Origin of the sequence: Proteus sp. G4415, assembly GCF_963896075.1 — a bacterium.
Lineage (GTDB): Bacteria > Pseudomonadota > Gammaproteobacteria > Enterobacterales > Enterobacteriaceae > Proteus > Proteus mirabilis.
On sequence record NZ_CAWQOK010000019.1, the window covers coordinates 1 to 23,842 of the forward strand.

20 protein-coding genes are annotated in these 23,842 nt (G+C 39.6%); 6 read left to right on the forward strand and 14 right to left on the reverse strand.

What is annotated here, in order from left to right; genetic code table 11:
- Positions 1 to 82: 82 nt before the first annotated feature.
- Entirely contained in the window at positions 83 to 1,000 is a 918-nt protein-coding gene (gene rnz / locus AACU95_RS01640) for a ribonuclease Z (RefSeq protein ID WP_012367526.1), read from the forward strand.
- Between the two features lie 82 nt (positions 1,001 to 1,082).
- On the opposite strand, the gene AACU95_RS01645 is transcribed toward rnz, so the two are convergent.
- Positions 1,083 to 1,757: a DUF421 domain-containing protein gene (locus tag AACU95_RS01645; protein WP_017628305.1), complete on the reverse strand. Its 675-nt coding sequence runs from the start codon at positions 1,755 to 1,757 to the stop codon at positions 1,083 to 1,085.
- A gap of 279 nt (positions 1,758 to 2,036) precedes the next feature.
- Between AACU95_RS01645 and AACU95_RS01650 the strand changes: the two genes are divergently transcribed.
- Positions 2,037 to 2,672 (forward strand): hypothetical protein, encoded by a 636-nt coding sequence (locus AACU95_RS01650; protein WP_004247317.1) that lies wholly within the window; start codon positions 2,037 to 2,039, stop codon positions 2,670 to 2,672.
- Between the two features lie 368 nt (positions 2,673 to 3,040).
- Positions 3,041 to 5,044 carry a choline BCCT transporter BetT gene (betT, locus tag AACU95_RS01655; RefSeq protein WP_004247316.1) on the forward strand — a complete coding sequence of 668 codons (2,004 nt, stop codon included), beginning with the start codon at positions 3,041 to 3,043 and terminating at the stop codon, positions 5,042 to 5,044.
- Between the two features lie 70 nt (positions 5,045 to 5,114).
- On the opposite strand, the gene hpaR is transcribed toward betT, so the two are convergent.
- Positions 5,115 to 5,552 carry a homoprotocatechuate degradation operon regulator HpaR gene (gene hpaR, locus AACU95_RS01660; RefSeq protein ID WP_004244947.1) on the reverse strand — a complete coding sequence of 146 codons (438 nt, stop codon included), beginning with the start codon at positions 5,550 to 5,552 and terminating at the stop codon, positions 5,115 to 5,117.
- A gap of 277 nt (positions 5,553 to 5,829) precedes the next feature.
- Positions 5,830 to 6,021 (reverse strand): hypothetical protein, encoded by a 192-nt coding sequence (locus tag AACU95_RS01665; RefSeq protein ID WP_041707081.1) that lies wholly within the window; start codon positions 6,019 to 6,021, stop codon positions 5,830 to 5,832.
- Between the two features lie 107 nt (positions 6,022 to 6,128).
- Between AACU95_RS01665 and hpaC the strand changes: the two genes are divergently transcribed.
- The 3 genes from hpaC (at position 6,129) to AACU95_RS01680 (ending at position 9,223) form a co-directional block, all read left to right on the forward strand.
- Positions 6,129 to 6,647, forward strand: coding sequence for a 4-hydroxyphenylacetate 3-monooxygenase, reductase component (hpaC, locus tag AACU95_RS01670; protein WP_004244949.1), 519 nt, complete (start codon positions 6,129 to 6,131; stop codon positions 6,645 to 6,647).
- Between the two features lie 623 nt (positions 6,648 to 7,270).
- Complete coding sequence (dtpB, locus tag AACU95_RS01675) at positions 7,271 to 8,749, forward strand: dipeptide/tripeptide permease DtpB (protein ID WP_004244950.1); 1,479 nt, start codon at positions 7,271 to 7,273, stop codon at positions 8,747 to 8,749.
- 261 nt (positions 8,750 to 9,010) lie between these two features.
- The gene (locus AACU95_RS01680; protein ID WP_004244951.1) at positions 9,011 to 9,223 is read left to right on the forward strand and encodes a TM2 domain-containing protein; all 213 of its coding nucleotides are present in this window, start codon (positions 9,011 to 9,013) and stop codon (positions 9,221 to 9,223) included.
- Between the two features lie 91 nt (positions 9,224 to 9,314).
- On the opposite strand, the gene fbaA is transcribed toward AACU95_RS01680, so the two are convergent.
- The 11 genes from fbaA to AACU95_RS01735 all read right to left on the reverse strand — a co-directional run bounded on the left by fbaA (position 9,315) and on the right by AACU95_RS01735 (position 23,842).
- Positions 9,315 to 10,394 (reverse strand): class II fructose-bisphosphate aldolase, encoded by a 1,080-nt coding sequence (gene fbaA / locus AACU95_RS01685; RefSeq protein WP_004244952.1) that lies wholly within the window; start codon positions 10,392 to 10,394, stop codon positions 9,315 to 9,317.
- Between the two features lie 64 nt (positions 10,395 to 10,458).
- On the reverse strand, positions 10,459 to 11,622 hold the full coding sequence (gene pgk, locus AACU95_RS01690) for a phosphoglycerate kinase (RefSeq protein ID WP_004247314.1): 1,164 nt from the start codon (positions 11,620 to 11,622) through the stop codon (positions 10,459 to 10,461).
- Positions 11,623 to 11,724: 102 nt separating this feature from the next.
- Complete coding sequence (epd, locus tag AACU95_RS01695; protein WP_004244954.1) at positions 11,725 to 12,744, reverse strand: erythrose-4-phosphate dehydrogenase; 1,020 nt, start codon at positions 12,742 to 12,744, stop codon at positions 11,725 to 11,727.
- 258 nt (positions 12,745 to 13,002) lie between these two features.
- Entirely contained in the window at positions 13,003 to 14,997 is a 1,995-nt protein-coding gene (gene tkt / locus AACU95_RS01700; RefSeq protein ID WP_004244955.1) for a transketolase, read from the reverse strand.
- A gap of 336 nt (positions 14,998 to 15,333) precedes the next feature.
- Positions 15,334 to 15,720 (reverse strand): transcriptional regulator, encoded by a 387-nt coding sequence (locus AACU95_RS01705; RefSeq protein ID WP_227201502.1) that lies wholly within the window; start codon positions 15,718 to 15,720, stop codon positions 15,334 to 15,336.
- A gap of 62 nt (positions 15,721 to 15,782) precedes the next feature.
- Positions 15,783 to 16,910, reverse strand: coding sequence for an ABC transporter substrate-binding protein (locus AACU95_RS01710; RefSeq protein WP_004247313.1), 1,128 nt, complete (start codon positions 16,908 to 16,910; stop codon positions 15,783 to 15,785).
- 10 nt (positions 16,911 to 16,920) lie between these two features.
- A complete protein-coding gene (locus AACU95_RS01715) occupies positions 16,921 to 18,132 on the reverse strand; it encodes an MFS transporter (protein WP_012367523.1) in 1,212 nt (403 codons plus the stop codon).
- A 1-nt stretch (position 18,133) separates the two neighbouring features.
- On the reverse strand, positions 18,134 to 19,291 hold the full coding sequence (locus AACU95_RS01720; RefSeq protein ID WP_012367522.1) for an NAD/NADP-dependent octopine/nopaline dehydrogenase family protein: 1,158 nt from the start codon (positions 19,289 to 19,291) through the stop codon (positions 18,134 to 18,136).
- Complete coding sequence (locus tag AACU95_RS01725) at positions 19,288 to 20,304, reverse strand: PLP-dependent cysteine synthase family protein (protein ID WP_012367521.1); 1,017 nt, start codon at positions 20,302 to 20,304, stop codon at positions 19,288 to 19,290. The genes AACU95_RS01720 and AACU95_RS01725 overlap by 4 nt, the downstream gene beginning before the upstream one ends.
- A gap of 11 nt (positions 20,305 to 20,315) precedes the next feature.
- Positions 20,316 to 21,719, reverse strand: coding sequence for a Y4yA family PLP-dependent enzyme (locus tag AACU95_RS01730; RefSeq protein WP_012367520.1), 1,404 nt, complete (start codon positions 21,717 to 21,719; stop codon positions 20,316 to 20,318).
- Positions 21,720 to 21,730: 11 nt separating this feature from the next.
- Positions 21,731 to 23,842 (reverse strand): TonB-dependent receptor, encoded by a 2,112-nt coding sequence (locus AACU95_RS01735; protein ID WP_012367519.1) that lies wholly within the window; start codon positions 23,840 to 23,842, stop codon positions 21,731 to 21,733.

Genomic DNA, 23,842 nt, shown 5'->3' on the forward strand with positions numbered 1-23,842 from the left:
AGTTGCAGAATTTTATTTAGTTTAGATACCATTACGATTAAGATGAATGTTAAAAATTCACCATGGAGATCAGGATTTCATTATGGAACTTACCTTTTTAGGCACTAATGCAGGCGTGCCTTCTAAAGATCGCAACGTCACCAGTATGGTGCTTGATTTACAAAATAAACAAAAAAGTCTGTGGATGTTCGATTGTGGAGAGGCGACCCAGCATCAGATCTTACATAGCCATGTAAAGCTATCACGCATCAATAAGATTTTTATTACCCATTTACATGGTGATCATATTTTTGGTTTACCCGGACTACTCTGTAGCCGTTCAATGGGGGGCACAGAAAACCCGTTAACCATTTATGGGCCTACGGGCATTAAGGCATTTATAGAAACAGCCCTTACATTAAGCCAATCTTATCTCACTTACCCTTTAGATATTATTGAAATAGAACAAGATGGTTTTCTTTTTGAAGAAGAAGGTATACGCGCAAGTTGTGGCGCATTATCACATCCTGTCCCCTGCTTTGGTTATCGTCTAGAAGAAGACAATAAACCGGGTAAACTCAATGCTGACAAGCTAGAGACAGAGAATATTCCTAGAGGCCCTTGGTATAAATTATTAAAACAAGGGAAAACCGTTACGCTACCTGATGGACGGATCATTGATGGAAAAGATTATCTAAGCACAGAGATCAAAGGTCGTTGTATTGTGATTTTTGGCGATACACAACCAACGCCTAATGCAGTTAAACTCGCTGAGAATGCCGATGTTATTGTCCATGAAGCAACCTTTAAACATGATATGGCTGATAAAGCCAATAGTCGTGGACATTCAAGTACCATACAGGCAGCTGAGTTAGCCAAAAAAGCGAATGCTAAGCGATTAATCATTACTCATATCAGTAGTCGCTATTCACCTAAAGAAACCCCCGAGCTATTAGCGGAATGTCATACTATATTTGACAATACACAAATCGCCAGTGATTTTGAGACATTCAAACTTTAACTAATACCAAATCAAAATAGAGCAACGATAACGACTCTTGAGATAGTATTAATCGTTGCTTTTATTCTTTCACAGGATATTGCTACTCAGCAGTCGGAATGAAATCGTGTTTGATCTTACCGTCTTGCAAAATAAAATTGACTTTACCATCCCAAAATTCGGCTAAAAAAACATCTTCTGGGTTATCTATATGCTGTTTTTTCATCTCTTCGTTTAACCAATTTTCATCTCGTTCTATCTGCTCAAGTTCAGAAGCTCTGATCACTCCGTCTTTCATAATAATGATAGAGGGCATTTTAGCACCATCACACACCACCGTTATTTGTCCATCAGGTTCAATTTGAGCATAATTAACTTCTTGAAAAGAATGAATTCCTTGGGCATGTAACCTAGAGGTGATATTAAGAATATCAATCTTATTTTTCTTCTCAGTAATGTTTTCCATAATAAATCTTCCCTTTTTAATAATCGGGATCGGATTACCTATCGCTACTGCTCGGAAAAAATTAAATTTTTTACTGATATAATTGAGAAAAGAAATAAAAAATACACCTATCAAAAAGACAATAACATATTGGTAAAGCGGGATTGCATCTGTGTAAATAACCCCTCCCATAATCCCCCCTAAAACAAAATTACCAATAAAATCAATGGGAGTTAGTTGAGAGAGTTGTGTCTTCCCTGAAATATTCATATGAGCCAAAATTATTGTAAAACCAATAATAAACTTGATAACCACAAGCAGATAATATTCCATTTCTTAAGCACCTTTGCAAAACGATTCACACTGTAATTATAAAGCATAAAACATACCATTGAGAGAAATCTGACAGATATTAACCTTACAAATCTAATATATTTGACTAGTGGTAATCACTTAATATACTTAACCTTGTTGATTTTCAGACTCTCACTATACTTATTTTATTGGGAGTTAAGATAATATATAAAATATCAACTCAATAACCTCTCGCTTTTAATACTAGTTATGCGAGATATCATCGATATGTTTTGGATACATTCTCTGGAGAGAAACATGAACAAAAAATTACTGGCATCTTTAATTCTAGCAGGTCTTGTTACCATTACAGCAGGTTGTGATGATTCATCGAAAAAAGTGGATGAAGGTATTGATAAAGCAAAAGAGACAGCAACCCAAGTAAATGAAACGGCTCAAGACAAAGCAAAAGAATTAACAGATCAAGCTAAAGAAAAAGCCGCTGATTTAAAAGAGAGTGCATCAGCGACAGCTGACGAATTAAAACAAGATGCGGCCAAGCTAAAAGAGCAAGCTGAAGATAAAGCTGCAGAGCTTAAAGCACAAGCCGATCAAAAAACCGATGCATTAAAAGAGAGCATTGCACAAAAAACAGATGAACTAAAAGATTCTGCAAGTGCAAAAGCAGATGAAATCAAACAAAGTTTAAATAATGAAAGTGACAAACTGGCTGGTAAAGCAGAAGAAGTGAAACAAAACGCGAATACCACTGCAGATAACTTAAAACAAAATGCTAGCGACAAAGCAGCGCAACTAAAAGAAGATGCGGCTAAAACCAGTGATGATGTAAAACAGCAAGCGCAAGATACTAAAGATAAAGCGCTTGATAAAGCCGATGAGCTCACCGATCAAGCAAAGCAAAAAATTGATTCTCTAAAGGCTGATAATAAATAATTTCATTTCAGAAATTTTGATGTTGAAAAAGCCAGTAATATTTTACTGGCTTTTTTTGTGCAAAAAACAAACAGGAGTTGATCGATTAAGCAAAAAATGTAACCATACTGTCCTTTTTTCAACAGGAGAAACCTATTAAAGCGTCAAGACGCTGACTAAAAATATATGATAATGAATTGATTTAATTGTAATTTTCTTCACCTTACGGAAAAATATAATTTATTTCCGTTCTTTTATAAAGCTTCAAGATCATCTGATGTTTTATTCAAATTTTCTTACAAACTTTTCTTTCCTAGCGATACCACTAACATGCTAGATTGCAATACCGAAAAGTTTTTTCTAAGAAAAATAACAAAAATAGGTTAACTATGAGCCAACAAAATGAAATCACACCAAAAAAAGTTAGGATGAAAATTAATCCTCCCGTATTTTACACCTCCGCAATACTTATTATGCTCGTCGTAGGGTTTTCAGCGCTGTTTCCTGAACTCGCTAATGACAAGCTAGGGCACCTTCAGGAAAACCTTTTCACCAACGCGAGCTGGTTTTATATTTTAGCCGTAGCATTGGTTTTGCTGAGTGTGACTTATTTAGGGCTATCGCGCTTTGGCGAAATAAAATTAGGCCCGGATCATGCTCGTCCACATTTTAGCTATTTTGCTTGGTTCGCGATGCTGTTTTCAGCAGGTATGGGAATTGGGCTGATGTTCTTTGGTGTCGCAGAACCCGTTATGCACTATTTAATGCCGCCCACAGGGGATGCGCAGACGATTGAAGCCGCCAAAGAAGCTATGCGTTTGACTTTCTTCCACTGGGGATTACATGCTTGGGCTATTTACGCCATCGTGGCATTAATTCTGGCGTTTTTTAGCTACCGCCATGGCTTGCCATTAACGTTACGTTCCGCCCTTTATCCTATCATTGGCGACCGTATTTATGGCCCTATTGGGCATGCGGTAGATATTTTTGCTGTGATGGGCACCGTATTTGGTGTCGCAACTTCACTGGGTTTTGGTGTTCTACAAGTTAATGCCGGTTTAAACCATCTATTCGATATTCCAATTAATCCAACCGTTCAAGTGGTTTTAATTGTTGTTATCACCGGGCTTGCTACTATTTCAGTTGTCTCTGGATTAGAAAAAGGTATCCGTTTTTTATCCGAGCTTAACCTTGGTTTAGCCGTTATTCTTCTTTTATTAGTCATTATTCTTGGCCCTACTGTATTGATTTTAAAATCGTTTGTTGAAAATACAGGGGGCTATTTATCAGAAATAGTGAGTAAAACGTTTAATCTTTATGCCTACGAGCCAAAATCAAGTGATTGGTTAGGTGGATGGACACTGCTTTATTGGGGCTGGTGGTTATCGTGGTCGCCTTTTGTCGGTATGTTTATTGCACGGATCTCCCGTGGTCGTACTATTCGTGAGTTTGTTGTCGGCGTACTCTTTGTTCCAGCTGGCTTTACCTTACTTTGGATGACTGTCTTTGGTAATACCGCTATCTATTTAATTAAAGATAAAGGTGCTGAAGTTCTTGCGAATATAGTACAACAAGATGTGTCATTAGCACTGTTTGAATTCTTAAATTATTTTCCATTCTCATCAGTGCTTTCCTTTGTCGCAATGCTGATGGTCATTGTCTTTTTTGTCACCTCAGCAGACTCCGGTGCAATGGTGGTTGATACCCTAGCGTCAGGAGGAGATTCAGAAACCCCTGTATGGCAACGTATCTTCTGGGCTGCATTAATGGGTATTTCAGCCATTACCTTGTTATTGGCAGGAGGTTTATCAGCATTACAAACTGTCACCATTGCCAGTGCGTTACCATTTGCCATCGTGCTATTGGCATCAATTTATGGATTAATTAAGGCATTGCGAGTGGATGTTTATAAGCGAGATAGCCAACAGATGACGACTATCGCCCCACCGGCTAGCCGTAATCCTATTCCTTGGCAACGTCGATTAAGAAATATTGCTTATTTTCCTAAACGTTCACATGTAAAACGTTTTATGGAAGAAGTCGTTAATCCTTCCATGGAAATGGTGTCGGCAGAATTAAGCAAACAAGGTATTCAATGCTATATCCATGACGAAGAAGAAGATCGCATCGGCTTTGAAGTGGACTTAGGTGAGGATATGAACTTCTTTTATGAAGTACGATTACGATTCTATACTCAACCCGCTTTCGCGCTAGCAGGCTTAACAGATGAAGAAAAAGATGAAGAGCATAAATACTATCGTGCTGAAATTCATCTCAAAGAAGGTGGGCAAGATTACGATGTCATGGGCTGGACAAAAGAACAAATTATTCATGACATACTCGATCAGTATGAAAAACATATTCACTTCTTACACGTATTAGGTAAAAGGTAATTTCACCTATTACATAAAAACAAAAGAGATGATGGTATAACATCATCTCTTTTTTCTTGGTGCACACATGTTATTTTTCAGTTGAATGACTATTTTCTGGATTTAACGCTATCAGTTCTTTCAGTAAGATAGATAAATGTTGCAGTTTTTCTGTAGAAAACTTTTGTTCGAGTAATTGGTACCCTTCTTCTATCTTAGGCTGGATTTTATCATATAAATTTTGCCCATTGGTTGATAGAGAAACGAATAATTTACGTTGATCACTCACTGGTTTTAATCGACAAATTAGCTCATCTCTTTCCATTCTAATCAAAATACCTGTCAAACTTGGACGCAGGATACAGGTTTTTTGTGCTAATTCGTGAAAATCGATAGAGCGCTTATCAGCAAGAACTCGGATGATCCGCCACTGCTGCTCTGTCAGATTATGCTCTTTAAGAACGGGGCGAAAAAATCCCATCGCAGATTCCCGTGCTTGCAATAGCGCGATTGTTAATGACTCATGCATAATCAGAAGCTCTTTATTGATAGATAAATTGATGAAAAATCACTCAATCTAGCCGGTGAAAATTATAACTCGTTATAGTTATAAATGAATAATATTCTAAGAATAGACTTTTTATTACAATTAATCATATTAACAAATAAATAAACTTGACTCAATTTCTAACATTTTAGGCTATTTTAGCAATTGATGACCTTAGTACTTTTCTCAGACAAAACCGCGTAATATCCCCAAAAAATAACAGGATAATATGTGTCATTTCGTGTTATTTATCAGCAAACTAGGCTAAATCACTTGATTTACCTATCGCTTTTCTTGACTTATTAGGAATAATAACAACCAGCGATAAGGTTGTCTCACGACTTTTTGAGATAAAGTTAACAGGTTGTAACAAAGAAAGATTGATCTCTTGGCTAATGCGAGGTAGCGTTACGGCTTTAAATTCACACAGCAAAGAAATCAGCAAGATCATTACAACTTTGTGAAGCGGCACTAGTTAGATAAATTCTGATTTTCTAACTAATGGTTATTTTAAGTGAAGACGCCCACAGATGAGAAGTCTGGCAGTAGGAGTAAAAAATGTCTGATGAAAAACAGGCTAACCCACTTTTTCGGGATGCAATGGCAAGCTTAGGTGCTGCCGTTAATATTGTCGCAACTAATGGTGATGCAGGATGCTGTGGTTTAACAGCAACAGCTGTATGTTCAGTTACCGATACTCCACCGACAGTGATGATTTGCATCAATAGTAAAAGCCAAATGAATAGTACGTTTCAAGAAAATGGCAAATTAAGTATCAATATTTTAAATCATGAACAAGAAGAGATGGCTTGCCATTTTGCCGGTATGACAGGTCTGGCAATGGCTGATCGCTTTACCCAACCAGGATGGCAATATGGCGCATTACAGCAACCGATATTAACCAATGCACTCGCTAGCCTAGAAGGTGATATTTACGATGTACGCCAAGTAGGTACTCACTTTGTTTATATGGCAGAGATAAAAAATATTGCGGTTCGAGAAGATGGCGATGGCTTAATTTATTTTAAGCGTCGCTTCCATCCTGTTAAACATAAATTAGTCCCAACCACCGCTTAATTAGCTAATATTAAAAACAAAAACGCACTTTATTATTTTGAAGAGGGTATCAATTTAAATCCTTCATTATTAATAAAGGCGTTTTTATTACCTTTGTTAAATTTTAAATAATTACCCGCACTTCATGCATATTTATTTCACTTTATCCTAAAATAGAGCTATCAGCGTTTTATTAAACTATTTTTAACATCTGTTTGTTATAAAAGAAATTATTAAAATTATAAGAAAACTTTTTCTTTAGAAAATCAATTAGTCACGATATAAATATCCCTTCCACTCTATTTTTATGCTTATATTTTATCAGCTTTATTAAGCTTAAAATATAAACAAAATAGGCTCTTTTTGGTGATTATTTATACCAAAGATCAATTAAATCGCTTTAATTGAAAATAAATTAATGACTATTTTTTTCAATCTGGTATTAATCTTACTAACAGTGTGATCAACCTTTGAGAAGTCATTCTATCAATATATTAGTCTACCGGACTTACCGATCACCATCTTAAATTTGCAAACATCACTCTAAATACAACAGATAATGTTATCAGGGTGTAACATTCATCGTGAATTTGAGTAAATAGCATCGTTGTTGAAAATAAATAATAATTAGGGGCATTAAAGATATGGATAAACCCGCTAAAGTCGGTTTATTACAACAGCCTAAACCATTCTTTATGATTTTCTTTGTGGAATTATGGGAACGTTTTGGTTACTACGGCGTACAAGGTATTCTTGCCGTTTATTTTGTTAGTAAACTCGGATTCTCTCAAGAACAAGCTTTTATTACTTTTGGTGCATTCTCCGCATTAGTTTATGGGCTTATTTCTATTGGTGGTTATGTTGGTGACCATCTATTAGGCACCAAACGAACCATTGTTTTAGGGGCTATCGTATTGGCTATCGGTTATTTTATGACCGGCATGTCAATTATGTATCCTAATTTAATCTTTTATGCTTTAGCCACTATCGCAGTAGGTAACGGTTTATTTAAAGCAAACCCAGCAAGCCTATTAGCTAAATGCTATAAACCTAAAGATCCCCGTCTTGATGGTGCATTTACACTATTTTATATGTCGATTAATGTTGGTTCATTAATCTCCTTATCTATTGCCCCCGTTCTTGCCGATCGCTATGGCTATGCGCTGACTTATAATATTTGTGGTATCGGCTTAATAATGGCCATATTGGTCTATTTTTTCTGCCGTAAAATGGTCGTGAATATTGGTTCTGAACCAGATCACCTGCCAATGAATTTCAACAAACTGCTATTAGTTATTGCAGGCTCTGTCGCTATGGTCTTTATTTGTGCATGGTTGTTGCACAATGTGATGATTGCTAACATCGTTTTAATCAGCTTGTCTATTGTTGTGGTTATCATTTATTTTCGTGAAGCCTTTAAACAAAAAGACAGAGTGGCACGTAATAAAATGTATGTTGCATTTGTTCTGATGTTAGAAGCTGTTATTTTCTATATTCTCTACGCTCAGATGCCAACCTCACTTAACTTTTTTGCTATCCATAATGTTCACCATACCCTGTTAGGCTTTGATATTAACCCGGTGAGTTTCCAAGCATTAAATCCATTTTGGATCATTATTGCCAGCCCTATCTTAGCAATGGCTTATAGCCATTTTGGCGCGAAAGGCAAAGATTTATCCATGCCGGCAAAATTTACCACAGGTATGCTTTTATGCTCATTAGGCTTCCTAACCGCTGCCGCTTCAGGTATGTGGTTTGCTGATGCTCAAGGCTTAACATCACCTTGGTTTGTTGTACTGATTTATCTCTTCCAAAGTCTAGGGGAATTGATGATCAGTGCATTAGGCTTAGCGATGATTGCCGCTTTCGTACCGCAATATATGATGGGCTTTATTTTAGGTATGTGGTTCTTAACACAAGCGACGGCTTACCTGTTAGGAGGCCATGTAGCAACCTTTACCGCGCCACCTGAAGGTATTACCGATCCACTACAAACACTGCCTATTTATACTGATGTGTTTGGCAAAATCGGTATCGTTACCTTAGTGGTTGGTTTGATTATGTGGGCAACAGTACCTTTACTAAACCGCATGATGAAAGAAGAGAGTAAAATGATTAAGTAAATAAGCAAACACCTTCGCTTATCACAGACAAAGCGCCTAGAAAGGCGCTTTTTTATCTCTTATAAAAATGCTTAGCGATTAAATCTTCTACAACCTTAATCTTTTATTATTTATGATTAGTGATCTTCTCTTTTTTTCTTTTTTCTGGTTTTAATCTATCTTATAAATAGTACCTTTAATTGAAACTGACAATATTTAGCATTGTCTAATAATCAATATTCATGATTAAAAACCAATGATTGGTAATAGGAGCAGATATTAATGAATGATAAAAATAAGCTAGCAGCCGCATTATTAGCTATTTTTCTTGGTGGGCTAGGAATACATAAATTCTATCTTCGTAAAGTAGGAATGGGGATTTTATATCTCATTTTTTGCTGGACGGGGATACCCGCTATTATCGGTTTTATTGAAGGAATTTATTATCTGTGTATTTCAGACCAAACCTTTAATGACAAATATAACCGAAACTAAATAGCCCAATACCATCGTATCTAGTGCTAACAACCAACAAAAAAACCCGCATACTAAGCGGGTTTTTTAGGTGTATTACAATAAAATTGTATTACAGAACATCAATCGCATTTAGCTCTTTAAATGCTTGCTCTAAACGAACAACCATTGATGTTTGACCATGACGTAACCAGTTACGTGGATCATAGTATTTCTTGTTAGGTTTATCAGCGCCTTCTGGATTACCTAATTGGCTTTGTAAATAGCCTTCGTTCTTTTTGTAGAACTGTAAGATACCGTCCCAAGTTGCCCATTGAGTATCAGTATCGATATTCATTTTCACAACACCGTAGCTTACAGCTTCTTTGATTTCTTCTGCAGATGAACCAGAACCACCGTGGAAAACAAAGTTTAAGCTATTGTGTGGCAGATTGTATTTCTCTGACACATAGTCTTGTGAGTTACGAAGAATTTTTGGTGTTAATTGAACGTTACCTGGTTTATAAACGCCGTGAACATTACCAAATGATGCAGCGATAGTGAAACGTGGGCTGATAGCATTTAGTTTTTCATAAGCGTAAGCAACGTCTTCAGGTTGGGTATATAGCGCAGAGCTATCCATACCTGTGTTATCAACGCCATCTTCTTCACCACCAGTACAGCCTAATTCGATTTCTAAAGTCATATCGATTTTAGCCATACGCGCTAAATATTTAGAACAGATTTCAATATTTTCTTCTAATGACTCTTCTGATAAGTCAATCATATGAGAAGAGAATAGTGGTTTACCTGTTTTCGCATAGTGTTTTTCACCTGCATCTAACAGACCATCAATCCAAGGTAACAGTTTTTTCGCACAGTGGTCAGTGTGTAAAATAACAGGAACACCATAGTATTCTGCCATTTGGTGTACATGGTGAGCACCAGAAATAGCCCCTAGGATAGCCGCTTGTTGTGGCGCTTCAGCTTTAAGACCTTTACCTGCGATAAATGCAGCACCACCATTAGAGAATTGAACAATAACAGGAGAACGCACTTTCGCAGCTGCTTCTAATACAGCATTAATTGAGTCTGTACCTACGCAGTTAACTGCAGGCAGAGCAAAATTATTTTCTTTTGCTACTGCAAATACTTTTTGTACATCATCACCAGTGATGACACCCGGTTTTACGAAATCAAAAACTTTAGACATGTAATAAGATCCTATATTTGGAACAGGCAGAGTTTTACACTCTACCTGTATGAGCGTGACTTAATTACTGTTTAGCGCGTTCTTCCAGCATAGCAACCGCAGGAAGTTTTTTACCTTCTACGAATTCTAAGAAAGCACCACCACCGGTTGAAATGTAAGAGATTTTATCTGCGATATCAAATAAATCGATAGCCGCTAATGTATCACCACCGCCAGCGATAGAGAAAGCATCACTATCAGCAATCGCTTTAGCAATCACTTCAGTACCTTTACGGAAGTTAGGGAATTCAAAGACACCCACAGGGCCATTCCACAGAATGGTTTTGGCGTTTTTCAGGATTTCAGCTAAACGTTCAGCCGTCACATCACCGATATCTAATACTTGTTCATCATCTTTGATGTCATTTGCTGATTTCAGTACAGCTGGCGCTGTTTCTGAGAATTCTGTCGCGACACGGACATCTGTTGGTACTGGAATATCGCATTTTTCCATTAATTTTTTCGCATCGTCAACAAGGTCTGCTTCATATAATGAACGACCTACAGAATGACCTTCTGCTGCGATAAAGGTGTTAGCAATACCACCACCAACGATTAATTGGTCAGCAATTTTTGATAATGAATCTAAAACTGTTAATTTAGTAGATACTTTAGAGCCACCAACGATAGCCACCATTGGACGCTCTGGTTTATCTAATGCTTTGCCTAATGCTTCAAGCTCTGCTGATAACAGAGGACCCGCGCAAGCGATATCCGCAAACTTAGCAACACCGTGTGTTGACGCTTGAGCACGGTGAGCCGTACCGAATGCATCCATGACAAAGACATCACATAATGCAGCATATTGTTTAGACAGCGTTTCGTCGTCTTTCTTTTCGCCTTTATTAAAACGGACGTTTTCAAGTACAACTAATTCACCTGCATTAACATCAACACCGTTTAAATAGTCTTTTGCTAGGCTAACGGGTGCAGATAATTTCTCTTTCAGATAGTCAACAACTGGTTTTAAAGAGAACTCTTCGTTGTACTCACCTTCAGTAGGACGGCCTAAGTGTGAAGTTACCATAACTTTAGCGCCTTGTTTTAAAGCCGCTTCAATAGTCGGTAATGAAGCACGAATACGTGCATCTGAAGTTACTTTTCCATCTTTCACTGGAACGTTCAGGTCAGCACGAATTAGTACTCGTTTACCGGCCAGGTCTAAATCGGTCATCTTAATTACAGACATGATGAATCCTCTCATTGATTCTCTAAAATTTAGTAATCTTCTGTTCAGTACCGCGCATTATCACATAATGTGCTATTGCTGAGTACCGTCATTAATACATGATTATTTAAAACCAGTTGCAGCCATAGCTAACGTCGTATCAAGCATTCGGTTAGCAAAGCCCCATTCATTATCACACCAGACTAACGTTTTAATCAGATGCTGCCCACTGACTCTAGTTTGTGTACCATCAACAATGGCACTATGAGGGTCGTGGTTAAAATCTGTTGAGACTAATGGCAATTCTGTGTAATCCACTATACCACGAAATGCGCCAGTTGCTGATTTTTGAATTAACTTATTGACATCTAACACATTTACAGCATTTTTTACCGTGACACTTAAATCAATTGCTGTCACATTAATTGTAGGAACTCGTACAGAAATTGCCTCGAAATGATCTTTAAATTTCGGGAAAATCCGTGTAATACCGGCAGCTAATTTGGTATCAACCGGAATAATCGATTGTCCTGCGGCTCGTGTACGACGTAAATCTTTATGATATGCATCAATAACAGGTTGATCATTCATCGCAGCATGGATTGTCGTCACTGTACCTGACTCTATACCAAAAGCATCATCCATCATTTTAATAATCGGGATAATACAATTTGTGGTACAAGAGGCATTAGAGACGATGCGGTGCTGTTTTTTCAGTTCATGTTGATTAACACCGAATACCACCGTAGCATCAAGATCTATCGTTCCCGGATGAGAAAAGAGCACTTTCTTTGCCCCTTGAGCAATATGCGCCTCACCATCGGCACGAGATCCATAAACGCCACTACAATCAAGTACCACATCAATACCTAACTCACCCCAAGGTAAGTCTGCAATATCGGCATGATGGAAAAGACGGATTGCATCATCACCTACTTGCAATAAGTCATTATTAACACGAATATCCCAAGCAAAACGACCATGGCTTGAGTCATATTTAAGCAAATGAGCAATACCTGTCGCATCAGCCAATTCATTTATTGCAACAACGCTTATTTCAGCCCGCTTTCCAGATTCATAAAGCGCTCTTAACACATTACGCCCTATTCGACCAAAACCGTTAATAGCAACTCTAATTGTCATGTAACTTCCTTGATAACTCGTAATTATGCAACCGCCTAGAATAATCGAGCAATTGACTAATCAACAACGATAAATCAAGTAAAACTAAAAAATGTGCGGTCACCGACATTTTTAGCACAACTGAAACGGTTCAGCTTATTGGTATTCAGATTACGAGAAATGAGAGAAAATCGCAATAGCAAAAAAAGGGGGAAGCATAAAAAAAGAGCACATCTGAGAAATTATTCCCAAAAATGTGCTCTTGTTAACATTTATTGATTATTTAAGTAGAGTTTTTGCCTGTGTAACCACATTTTCAACAGTAAAACCAAACTCAGCAAACAGTTCGTTTGCAGGAGCAGATTCACCGAAGCTATGCATACCGACAATCACACCATCAAGACCAACATATTTAAACCAGTAATCCGCGATACCCGCTTCAATAGCAACACGAGCTTTAACCGCTGCAGGTAATACTGCTTCACGATAATCAGCATCTTGTTTATCAAATGCATCTGTTGCTGGCATTGAAACCACACGGACTTTACGGCCTTCTGCTGTTAATTGATCGTAAGCATTAACAGCTAATTCAACTTCAGAACCCGTAGCAATAAAGATAAGTTCAGGTGTACCGTCACAATCTTTCAGGATATAACCACCCTTCTCGATATTAGCCAGTTGCTCTGGAGTACGTGGCTGTTGAGCAAGGTTTTGACGAGAGAAGATGAGCGCAGTTGGACCATCTTTACGCTCAACAGCGTATTTCCATGCTACTGCTGACTCAACTTGGTCACATGGGCGCCATGTACTCATATTTGGTGTTACACGCAGACTTGCCATTTGCTCAACAGGTTGGTGAGTAGGACCATCTTCACCTAAACCGATAGAGTCATGGGTATAAACAAAGATACTGCGGATTTTCATCAGTGCAGCCATACGTACCGCATTACGTGCATATTCCATAAACATCAGGAAGGTAGCGCCGTAAGGAACAAAACCACCGTGTAATGCAATACCATTCATAATGGCAGACATACCGAATTCGCGAACACCATAATGGATGTAGTTACCGGCTTTATCTTCATTTAATGCTTTAGAGCCAGACCACATAGTTAAGTTACTTGGTGCAAGGTCAGCAGAGCCACCCATAAACTCAGGTAAAACTTTACCAAACGCTTCTAATGTATTTTGTGATGCTTTACGGCTAGCAATACTCGCTGGGTTATGTTGCAACTGTTCAATAAAGGCTGTTGACTCTTTTTCCCAATTTGCAGGTAATTCGCCAGACATACGACGTTTAAATTCAGCTGCTAATTCAGGGAATTGTGCTGCATACTCAGCAAATTTAGCGTCCCACGCAGCTTCTTTTGCTTTACCAGCTTCTTTAGCATCCCACTCTTTGTAGATCTCTTGTGGAATTTCAAAAGGACCATACTCCCAGCCCAGAGCTTTACGAGTTTCTGCAATTTCTGCATCACCTAATGGTGAACCGTGAGAATCGGCAGTACCTGCTTTATGAGGAGAACCAAAACCAATAGTGGTTTTGCAAATTAACAGTGAAGGCTTATCAGTAATTTGTTGTGCGGTTTCAATCGCAGCTTTAATACTCGCTGCATCATGACCATCAATACCACTAATAACATGCCAGCCATACGCTTCGAAACGTTCAGCAGTATTATCAGTAAACCAACCATGTACTTTACCATCAATAGAAATGCCATTGTCATCGTAAAATGCAATCAGTTTACCTAACTGTAAAGTACCTGCTAAAGAGCATACTTCGTGAGAGATACCTTCCATCATACAACCATCCCCCATAAAGGCGTAGGTGTAGTGATCTACGATATCGTGACCAGGACGGTTAAATTGAGCCGCTAATGTGCGTTCTGCGATCGCAAAACCTACTGCGTTAGCAATCCCTTGACCTAAAGGACCCGTGGTAGTTTCAACACCTGGGGTATAACCATATTCTGGGTGACCCGGTGTTTTAGAATGCAGCTGACGGAAATTTTTTAGATCATCTAAAGAAACTTGATAACCAGACAGATGTAATAAGCTATAAATCAGCATTGAAGCATGGCCGTTAGATAAAACAAAACGGTCACGATCTGCCCAGTGAGGATTAGTTGGATTATGATTTAAAAAATCACGCCATAATACTTCTGCAATATCAGCCATGCCCATAGGTGCACCAGGGTGCCCTGATTTGGCTTTTTGCACTGCATCCATGCTTAAAAAACGGATCGCATTTGCAAGGGTTTTACGAGTGGTCATTTTCTACTCCAAGTCGGATAAAAAGCATCTAGATAGCTGATTCTCTCAATGCGGGCAAAAAACCGCAATATAAAAAATCCACAAAGGTGGCTATCGTAATCAGTGAAAATCAATAATTCTTTGATTTAAACAGCATTTATTACGATAAACGCGGGAAATAACATTACACCACCACATTGTTGCGCAACAAAAATGAAAAATGACTTTTATTTGCGCAATTAAGAAGTATCTTATTAAACCTTAGCTTGATACGACTAATCAAGCTAAAATTACGTTGCTGTTTTATCTATCAAATCAAATAAATACTAAGCTATTTAATTTTCCCGCTGTTAATGGTCACCTACCAACACCTAACTTGAAAACATTCAGATGATTACTGGCTATTTTTTCAACTAATTGTTCAAGCGGAAAATTAACGGCCGGAAGGCTTGGAGAAAATAGATGTCGAGTAGTTTTATAAGGGAAAATATTACCTTGCTTTAATATCTGCTCCCTTATTCTTAATGGGCTAAACGCTCGTCCATTCTGCCAATCATACACAGTTATGCGTGTATCAGTGTAATCAAGCAACACACAAGGAATATAAGTGAGAGCAAGATGATGAGCGACTTGATACCTATGATTACCGTCCATAATAATTCCGGTCTCTTTTTCAATGGGTATAGGTGTTGTCCATCTTTGGCAACGGACTATTTCCTTAGTTAAAGCTTCAACATGAGCCATGTTGACTTCTTCTGAAGGACGGAGCAAGGCAATGGGATATAACACGACATCATACTCCATATTTACCTCCCCTCTTTTTCCAAATCAATCATATATCCCGGCTGATATGAGATGGGTAGAAATTCTTGATGTAAACGACGGAATGTGTCATCAGGATCAAGATCAGCAAATAATTGGGGATGTATCCACTTAGCTAGCTGCTGGATAGCAATAACATCATAGGGACTATTATAAAACTGATGCCAAATAGCAAAAAATGCGCCACGACGGCGAGCGTTACTATCAACATAAGCAGGGCGAGTCGTAAACCATGCGAGTCGATGTTTAGATTGTTGAATATTAATCCCCGGCCCAAGTGGGATCCACTTTCCACCCGGCACAAATGCCTGAAAATTGCCGCTGGTAATAATCACAATATCGGGATTTGCAACAACCACTTTTTCTGGATTTAGCGTAAAAAAGGTTCCCGGAGCAAGATTGTCGGCAATATTATCCCCCCCCGCTATTTTAACAAAACGGCCAAAACTCCCTTTACCAAAGGTCATACAGCACTCTTCTGAATAACCCCCAAGACGCTCTAAAAATACTTTTGGCAATGCCCCCTGTAATTGTTCAACTCGAGATGTCACTCGTTGTAACTCTTTATCACGGAATGTTAAATAAGCTTCTGCGCGATCTGGTTGGCCAAATAATTTACCAAATAACGTCACTGTTGGAGGAATGTGTGCAATAGGATCATAGCGAAAGTCGACATAAACAATGGGAATACCCGCACGGGCTAGTGCAGCTTCGTGTCCAGCATCAACAATAGTATTGCGTGCGTCCATATTCATGATGATGACATCAGGTTGCAGATTAATCGCCTGCTCTATATCAAACGTTCCTTGTTCGCTGCCACCAAAGGTAGGGATTTTTGCCAACTGTGGAAATTGTTGTCGGTACTGTTGCCATGTGGCCGGATCGGACTGTATTAAATCTTTTCGCCAAGCGACTATCCTTTGTGCTGGATTTTCTTTATCAAACATAGCCACTAAATAAAGCTGTCGTCCTTCCCCCAAAATGACGCGCTGTACCGGTAATTTGACATTCACAGTTCTGCCAAGTAGGTCAGTAACAGGTGTTACAACTTGCTGTGAGTAAGCCATTGATGAATACAACAATACAATAGAAAATATAAATCGTAATATCATGATTAATAACCTATTTTTGGTTAGTGTTTTTTGAAGAGTAACTCATTTTCAGCGTAATAATTAAAGTAATGCAATACATCACCGCCACACACAAAAACAACGTGGTCAACCCAGGCCAAACAAGTATTCCCCCCCCCAGTGCAATGCCAACCATAGAGGCAAACTGGCTAATACTTTGCACCAGTCCCAAAATATAACCCTGTTTACTTTCAGCGGTTGAGCGAGATATTAATGCGGTTAATACTGGCGTTGTTGCCCCAAGAAGAATGCCCCACAAAAAATAAAGTCCGATAAACCAGCTTATTTCTCTTACTGCTGCTAGCAGTAAGGTCACAATAAAACATCCCGCAATGATCCCCACCATTCGATAGAGTGCGTGAGATATGTTGTGTGCTTCAAACCATCTTGCCCAGAGGGAGGCTGAGACAATCACACCTGTAGCCTGCAATCCGTAAGCGACCCCTGTTAACCAGTTAGAGGCATTAAATACGCTACTGACATAAAGAGAAAAAGGGGTTTGTGTGATCATGCGGCTCATTAATAACAAACCCAGTACGGTAAGTAAGCCAACAATGACGCTGTGGTTAATTGATGATATCGCTTTTGCTTTATTTGTTGAGGAAGTGACGCAATTGGATGAAGCGTGGCGCGGTAAATCATTCGGTAATATGAAAAAAACCAGTAGTGCACATAACGTACAAATGATAAATGCCCCGAAGTTTATCCAAAAGAAACTCAGTAAATCGAGGATGGCCCCACCAGCAATGGCTCCAGCTAACGATCCTGCATTGGTAGATACTTGTAACCATGCCAAAAGCCGAGTACGTTGTGCTATGGGGATCATGGCAATACCATAAGCTTGAGCAGGTGCAATATACCCCGCACAAGTTCCCTGTAAAAAGCGTAGTAGCAGTATTACCCAGACATCATTGGCAAAAGCGAGCCCCAATTGCGTTAATGCAAGCCCCATCAGTGCACGGATCATCATCACTTTATTGCCAGTTTTATCGCCTATTCGTCCCCAAAAGGTACTGGTTAGCATAACGCCCAACATAGGTGCGATATACACGCCGGTTCCCACGATACTCAGTAGCTCTGTCGACGCCATACTTTCGAGATGAAGCGGCCAAAAAGGGCCACTCATTTCCATGGCTCCCATTGAGAGTAACTGTACGATAAATAAAAACTGGACAATAAAAATGACACTGCCGGTAACACGCATACTATTTCACCCTTATTATTGGCCAATCCATTGGGATCTGAGGGTGAGGCAGATTTCCTCCCATATAACCACAACACCAATCATATATTTCTCTTATATAGGGTGTTGGTACTCGAAGACGTTCCCCAAGAGCAACAAGAAGCGCTAGTCCATAGGCAATGTCTTCCTGAAAAACTCGATGTTGTTTGTCAAAAATATAACCATGGGATTGTGCTGTAGAAATAAGAGGTAAAGGAATACCCTGATAGGCCTTATTCGTTCGTAACACACTGAGTAATGTTCGCGGATCAGCAATTGAGTCCGCATATGCGGCTACTATTTCCTGCTGTAATGGTTGCACGGAACTGAGATTAATCCCCAATACAACTTCTGCTTTATTACATAACGCTTGATTCTCCCTATCACAGCGGGCAAGAAAATAGGCACCCAACTCAGGGCAATCGTTCCACCAACATGGAATGCTCTCAAAAGGCCTATTGTGCCACTGTCCCCATGGACCGATAAGGCCATAGATAACAGAGCTGTGCATAATAGGATTTCCTGGCGTTAGGGTAATTTCTAGATAATCGGTCAGTAGCGTAATAGGTGAGTCATAAAGTTGTTTGAGGTAATTGAGAAGAAGATTGGCATATTGCGGTTTTTCTCTTCTATGCACAGCTACATAGAGTTGTGATTTTCCGCCCCCCATTCTGACACTTTTTCCCGGTTGCAGATCAAATGCAATATGGGGAACATCTTTCATTCCCCATATAACAATATTGGATGCATCACCTAACGTTTTTTCAGCCAGCCAGTCAAAGCCAGCAAAACCGGGAATGGCGCCCACAAAGATGTTTTTATGTTTCGGCAGTATTGGCGCCATACGTTGAAGTAAACTTTCACGTACATGACTTGGTGTCGTAATAATGATGATATCTGCCTCAGAGCACGCCTCATCAATGGCTTCTGTCATCCTAACCGAGCGGGTTTTAATAACTTGACCATCAGGCATCACCGCCTGAAGTTGATGATCATTTTCTTTATATGCTGTCACAGCTTCTGAGCGACTGCTGTAAAGAGTGACGTCAATCGCAGGATTTAAGCTAAATAAAATTGCCGCAAGATGCCCTGTACGACCGGCTCCACATAGTGTTACTCTCAATTTCTCATTTGGGATCATCTGCTATCCCCCAAACAAGTTGGCAAAGAAAACCAATTATCAAGTTGTTCCCAGACTGACTCCGATATTAAATTTCGCTCTTTAAGCCATGTGTCATTAAAAATCGTCTGCAGATATTTTTCACCACCATCAGCCATAGCAAGTGCAACATTTCCGCAAATTGTACTATTGTTAATCAACTCCAGCGCTTTATATACCACTCCCCCTGTAGAGCCACCAACCAGTAAACCAAAACGACGAGCAAGGTAACGAGCCGTTTCAAAAGCACATACATCAGAGACTTGTTCGCCATAATCAATACAACTGTAATCCAACACTAACCCCACTGTATCGCCTTGTGGGGTGCCTGTACCTGATTGATAGTATGGTTTACCGGGTTTTCCGAATATGATGGAGCCTTCCGGCTCTACGGCAATGGTTACAAGTTCTGGATTATGAACTCTTAATCCATGGGCTATCCCTGTCATAGAGCCACCCGTACCTACACATCCAACCCACGCATCAATTTTGCCTATCTGACTAATAAGTTCACGTACCAGATCTGCATATCCTCCCGCATTGGCTGCATTATCTGATTGATTCATAAAGATAGCGCCGGGAATTTCATTGGCGATTTCAGCCGCCATACGTTGGCGTTCCACAACAGCAACTTCATTTTCACCATAGTCGCCTTTAACGTAGCGGATCTCAGCACCCAAAGCGCGCATGATAGCAATTTTATCTTGGGCAGCATGGTGATCGACCACCGCGATAAATCGAAGCCCAAATTCGATAGCAGCGATTGCCAACCCAATGCCAGTATTTCCTGATGACGACTCCACAATTGTACTACCAGGCTTGATCTTTCCAGATTTCAGTGCCGCAACAACCATATTTCTCGCCATGCGATCTTTCATACTGCCTCCGGGATTATTTTTCTCCACTTTGATATAAAGACGCGTATCCGATTGCAGCAGCGGTAATTGAATGATAGGAGTATTACCAATTAAATCAGTTACTTTGCTAAAAACCATATTAAAAGTCCTTAATTATCAATGGTAAATATAGGTTTTTGATGTGAGTTTATGACCGCAGTTAATCTTGTGGGCAACGGATGCCGATGAAATTGATTTTCCAGTAAATCCATTTGGTAACCTGCGGTATTAGCAAATATCAGTAAATCACCTGGCTTTGGTAGGTGTGCAAAAGCGATCAAACGATTGGTGATAACATCGTCGTCCAAACAGCTATGGCCTGCAATCCAAGCATTTCCAGCAGAAGAAAGTGGCTGATGGTTATTTCGATAAATATGGAGAGGATCACTTAAGAATTCAGAATTAAACCACGTTTCACATGCGCTAAAACTAGTTCCTTCGACAAAAATAACATGTCCGACATGATCATATGGACGAACTCGACAGACACGAAATACACTGATCGCACTTTGATTAACCAAGCTCCTTCCGGGTTCAAGGCAAAGTGTTAATCCTTCCTCAATTAATGCATCACAAACTCTTTTACCTGTGGGATCGACTCCGGTTAGAAACTCAGTGAGCCAGCCTTGGGCATTTATCTCTCCACCATATGGATAGAAAGAATCAGGAATTCGTCGAGTACGATAGTCTTTATGTGTTTGCGTAGAGAGCCATTTCTTATAACAATGACTGTCTACATACTGAACAGGTAACCCTCCCCCAATATCGATAATATAAGGGGAGTAACCCAAAGCACGTGCGTAGCTAATCAAGGGTAAGGTATCAAAAAAAGCTTTGATCCTAGATACCGAAGAGTAACCACTAAGATGGAAATGGAATCCATCAACCTTTACTTGGTCACTATAATTAAGTTTCTCAAGCGCTGTCATGATCTCAGCGGATAACATACCAAAACGACTGATATGATTAGACTCAGGACGAAAACGCAGCAGTATACTTATACGTCCTGATGGACTTATCCACCTTGTAGCAAGGTGAATAAGCTCGTCCATTTCCTCAATAGAATCAATAACAATCCGTGCCCCTTGCACTATTAACGCCTGTAAAAATGCCGTTGTTTTGGCAGGGCCTGTAGCACACAACTCTGTACCTTTACATCCCGCACGAATAGCATCGTTGAGTTCATATAGGCTAGATACATCCGCCCCAGTTCCCGCAGCAACAGCGGCTTGTAATAATGACTGTGATTTATTGACTTTAACCCCATAATACAAATTGGTTTGTATACCAAATGTTTTGGCGACTTCGACCATGGCATTAACGTTCTGCTCCACAGTATGAGGCCAGACAATATTAAGGGGTGAACCATATATCTGTGTTAAATGAACAAGGGTATCAGGGGATGTCTCCAACCAACGGATAATAACCGGATCGATATAAGGGGGTAATGCTTGGGTTATAGCGATCTGCCAAGATTCATTTGCTCGGTAATAAGTATTTAACAACGAAGACATATGGAACCCTCTTAGAAGTCAACACTTACCGAGGCAAGGAAAGTACGTGGTGCTCCCTGTGCAATAGTGGTATATGACGCGACACCAGACCAGTAATGGTGATTAAATAGATTCTGTACATCAAAACGGAAAGTGGTAGGCGCACCATACACACGTGTTTTATAGGAGGCTCCCATATCTACCGTTGTCCAAGAATTGATAGACTGTGTATTTGCCTGATTGACATATTGCTTTGCGCTATAATTGACATAACTGTTTAATGACAATCCATGCAAAATAGGAAGGTCATATTCCACTCCCACATTTGCTTGTAGAGGAGAAACGCCAACGGGTTTGTTACCACGGATATCAGATTTAGGCGATTTGATAAGTTCGGCATCAATAAGAGAAAGATTGCCTGAGATTTGTAAATTATCCAGCACCTGCGCTGAAAGATTAACTTCAACGCCACGATTTCGCTGCTCACTATTAGCATTAAATATATTATCAGTGCTGTCGATAGCACCACTAGGCTTGGTTATCTGGAAAAGAGCCAAACTGCTTTGTATTCCCGCATTATCATACTTAACCCCAACTTCGTACTGTCGCGAGCGATAAGGACGCATCACTTGGCCGGCATTTTTTGCAAAACTCGGGGCTATATCGCCTTTGCTTAACCCTTCAATATAGTTGGCATAGAGCGAAACAGACTCTAAAGGATGGTAAACCAGCCCCAACATTGGCGTCACCGCTGATTCATCATAACTGGCCGAACGCTGTCCATTAGCCATAAAGTTATCGGCTTGCACTCTTTGCAAACGTATCCCGGGGATAATATCCACACTGCCATTCAATATGGTCATGATGTCCGAAACGGCAAAGCTAGTTAATTGACTAGAAGATACTTTGGGAACGCTTGCTGGAGACGATGGTAGGGTAACATCGACTTCTGATGGTGAATAAATATTAGAAATCACCTTTTGTTTTCCTACATTACCCGCAACAGCAAGACGGTCATGATAATAGCTGGCCTGTAATGTCATCTGATGATCAATAGCGCCCGTTGAAAAATAACTTCTGACACCGGTTTCAAAAATATAACGATGTACATTAAAGCGATAATTAGTGATTGCCGATTCAACATCTCCATTGTCGTTAATAATCTTTGGGGTTTGCTCAGAGATACGTGAAACGATTGAACGACCACCACCGGCATTCATGAAGAGTGTTAGATTATCGTTAAGCTCGTATGAACTGTGCAGTAATACGCCCTGATCGCGGGTGTTCCACCACATCCCTTTTTGGGCAATATTGCGTCGACCATTAGGGGCCTTAGGAACATCGATACCCGCTAAGACAATAAAAGGACGATTAGGTGATTTGACATATTGATATTGATCGAATAAATCAACTGAAACGGTGAATCCATCTTTTCCATAGTCAAGAGCGAGTGCACCTAATGCCGTTTTTTTATGAGTATTATCAAGCGCCAGATCTCCACCACTACCACCACCATTAAATCGGACGCCCCACATTTCACCGTCTGGGGTTACCCACAATTTACCTACATCTATATAGGCACCAAGTTGATTATCAGATCCCCAAGTGGTAGTAATCTGTTTAGTTCCCTGACGAGTAGGTCTTTTCGTCACCGCGTTAACAACACCGCCAACCCCGCCATTGGGGGAGATACCATAAAGCCCCGCCCCAGGCCCTTTTAGTAATTCTATTCGCTCTAAATATTGAGGTAATAACTGATAATTTGGCGCTACACCATAAACACCATTGAGGGCAACTTCACCAATATTGCCTTCCCCGATAGGGAATCCTCGGATCATAAAGGAATCAAGAATACCACCTGACGGAGATGTCACTTGAACGGATGGATCATCTTTTATTACATCGCCAAGTGTTTTAGCCTGTCGTTGCTCAATATATTTCGAGGTATATCCCTTAATACTAAATGGAATATCTTGGATATCTTTATTTCCCAATAAACCTATGTTGGCTTGTTGTGATAACCTACCTTTAGTTTGGGGGTTAACGCGCTCTGCGTTAACAATAATTCTCTCTTCCGCGCTGACGAAATCAGGAATTAAACTTGCTGCAATAGTCAATGCTAAAAAATGTTTGTTTGTGATCAT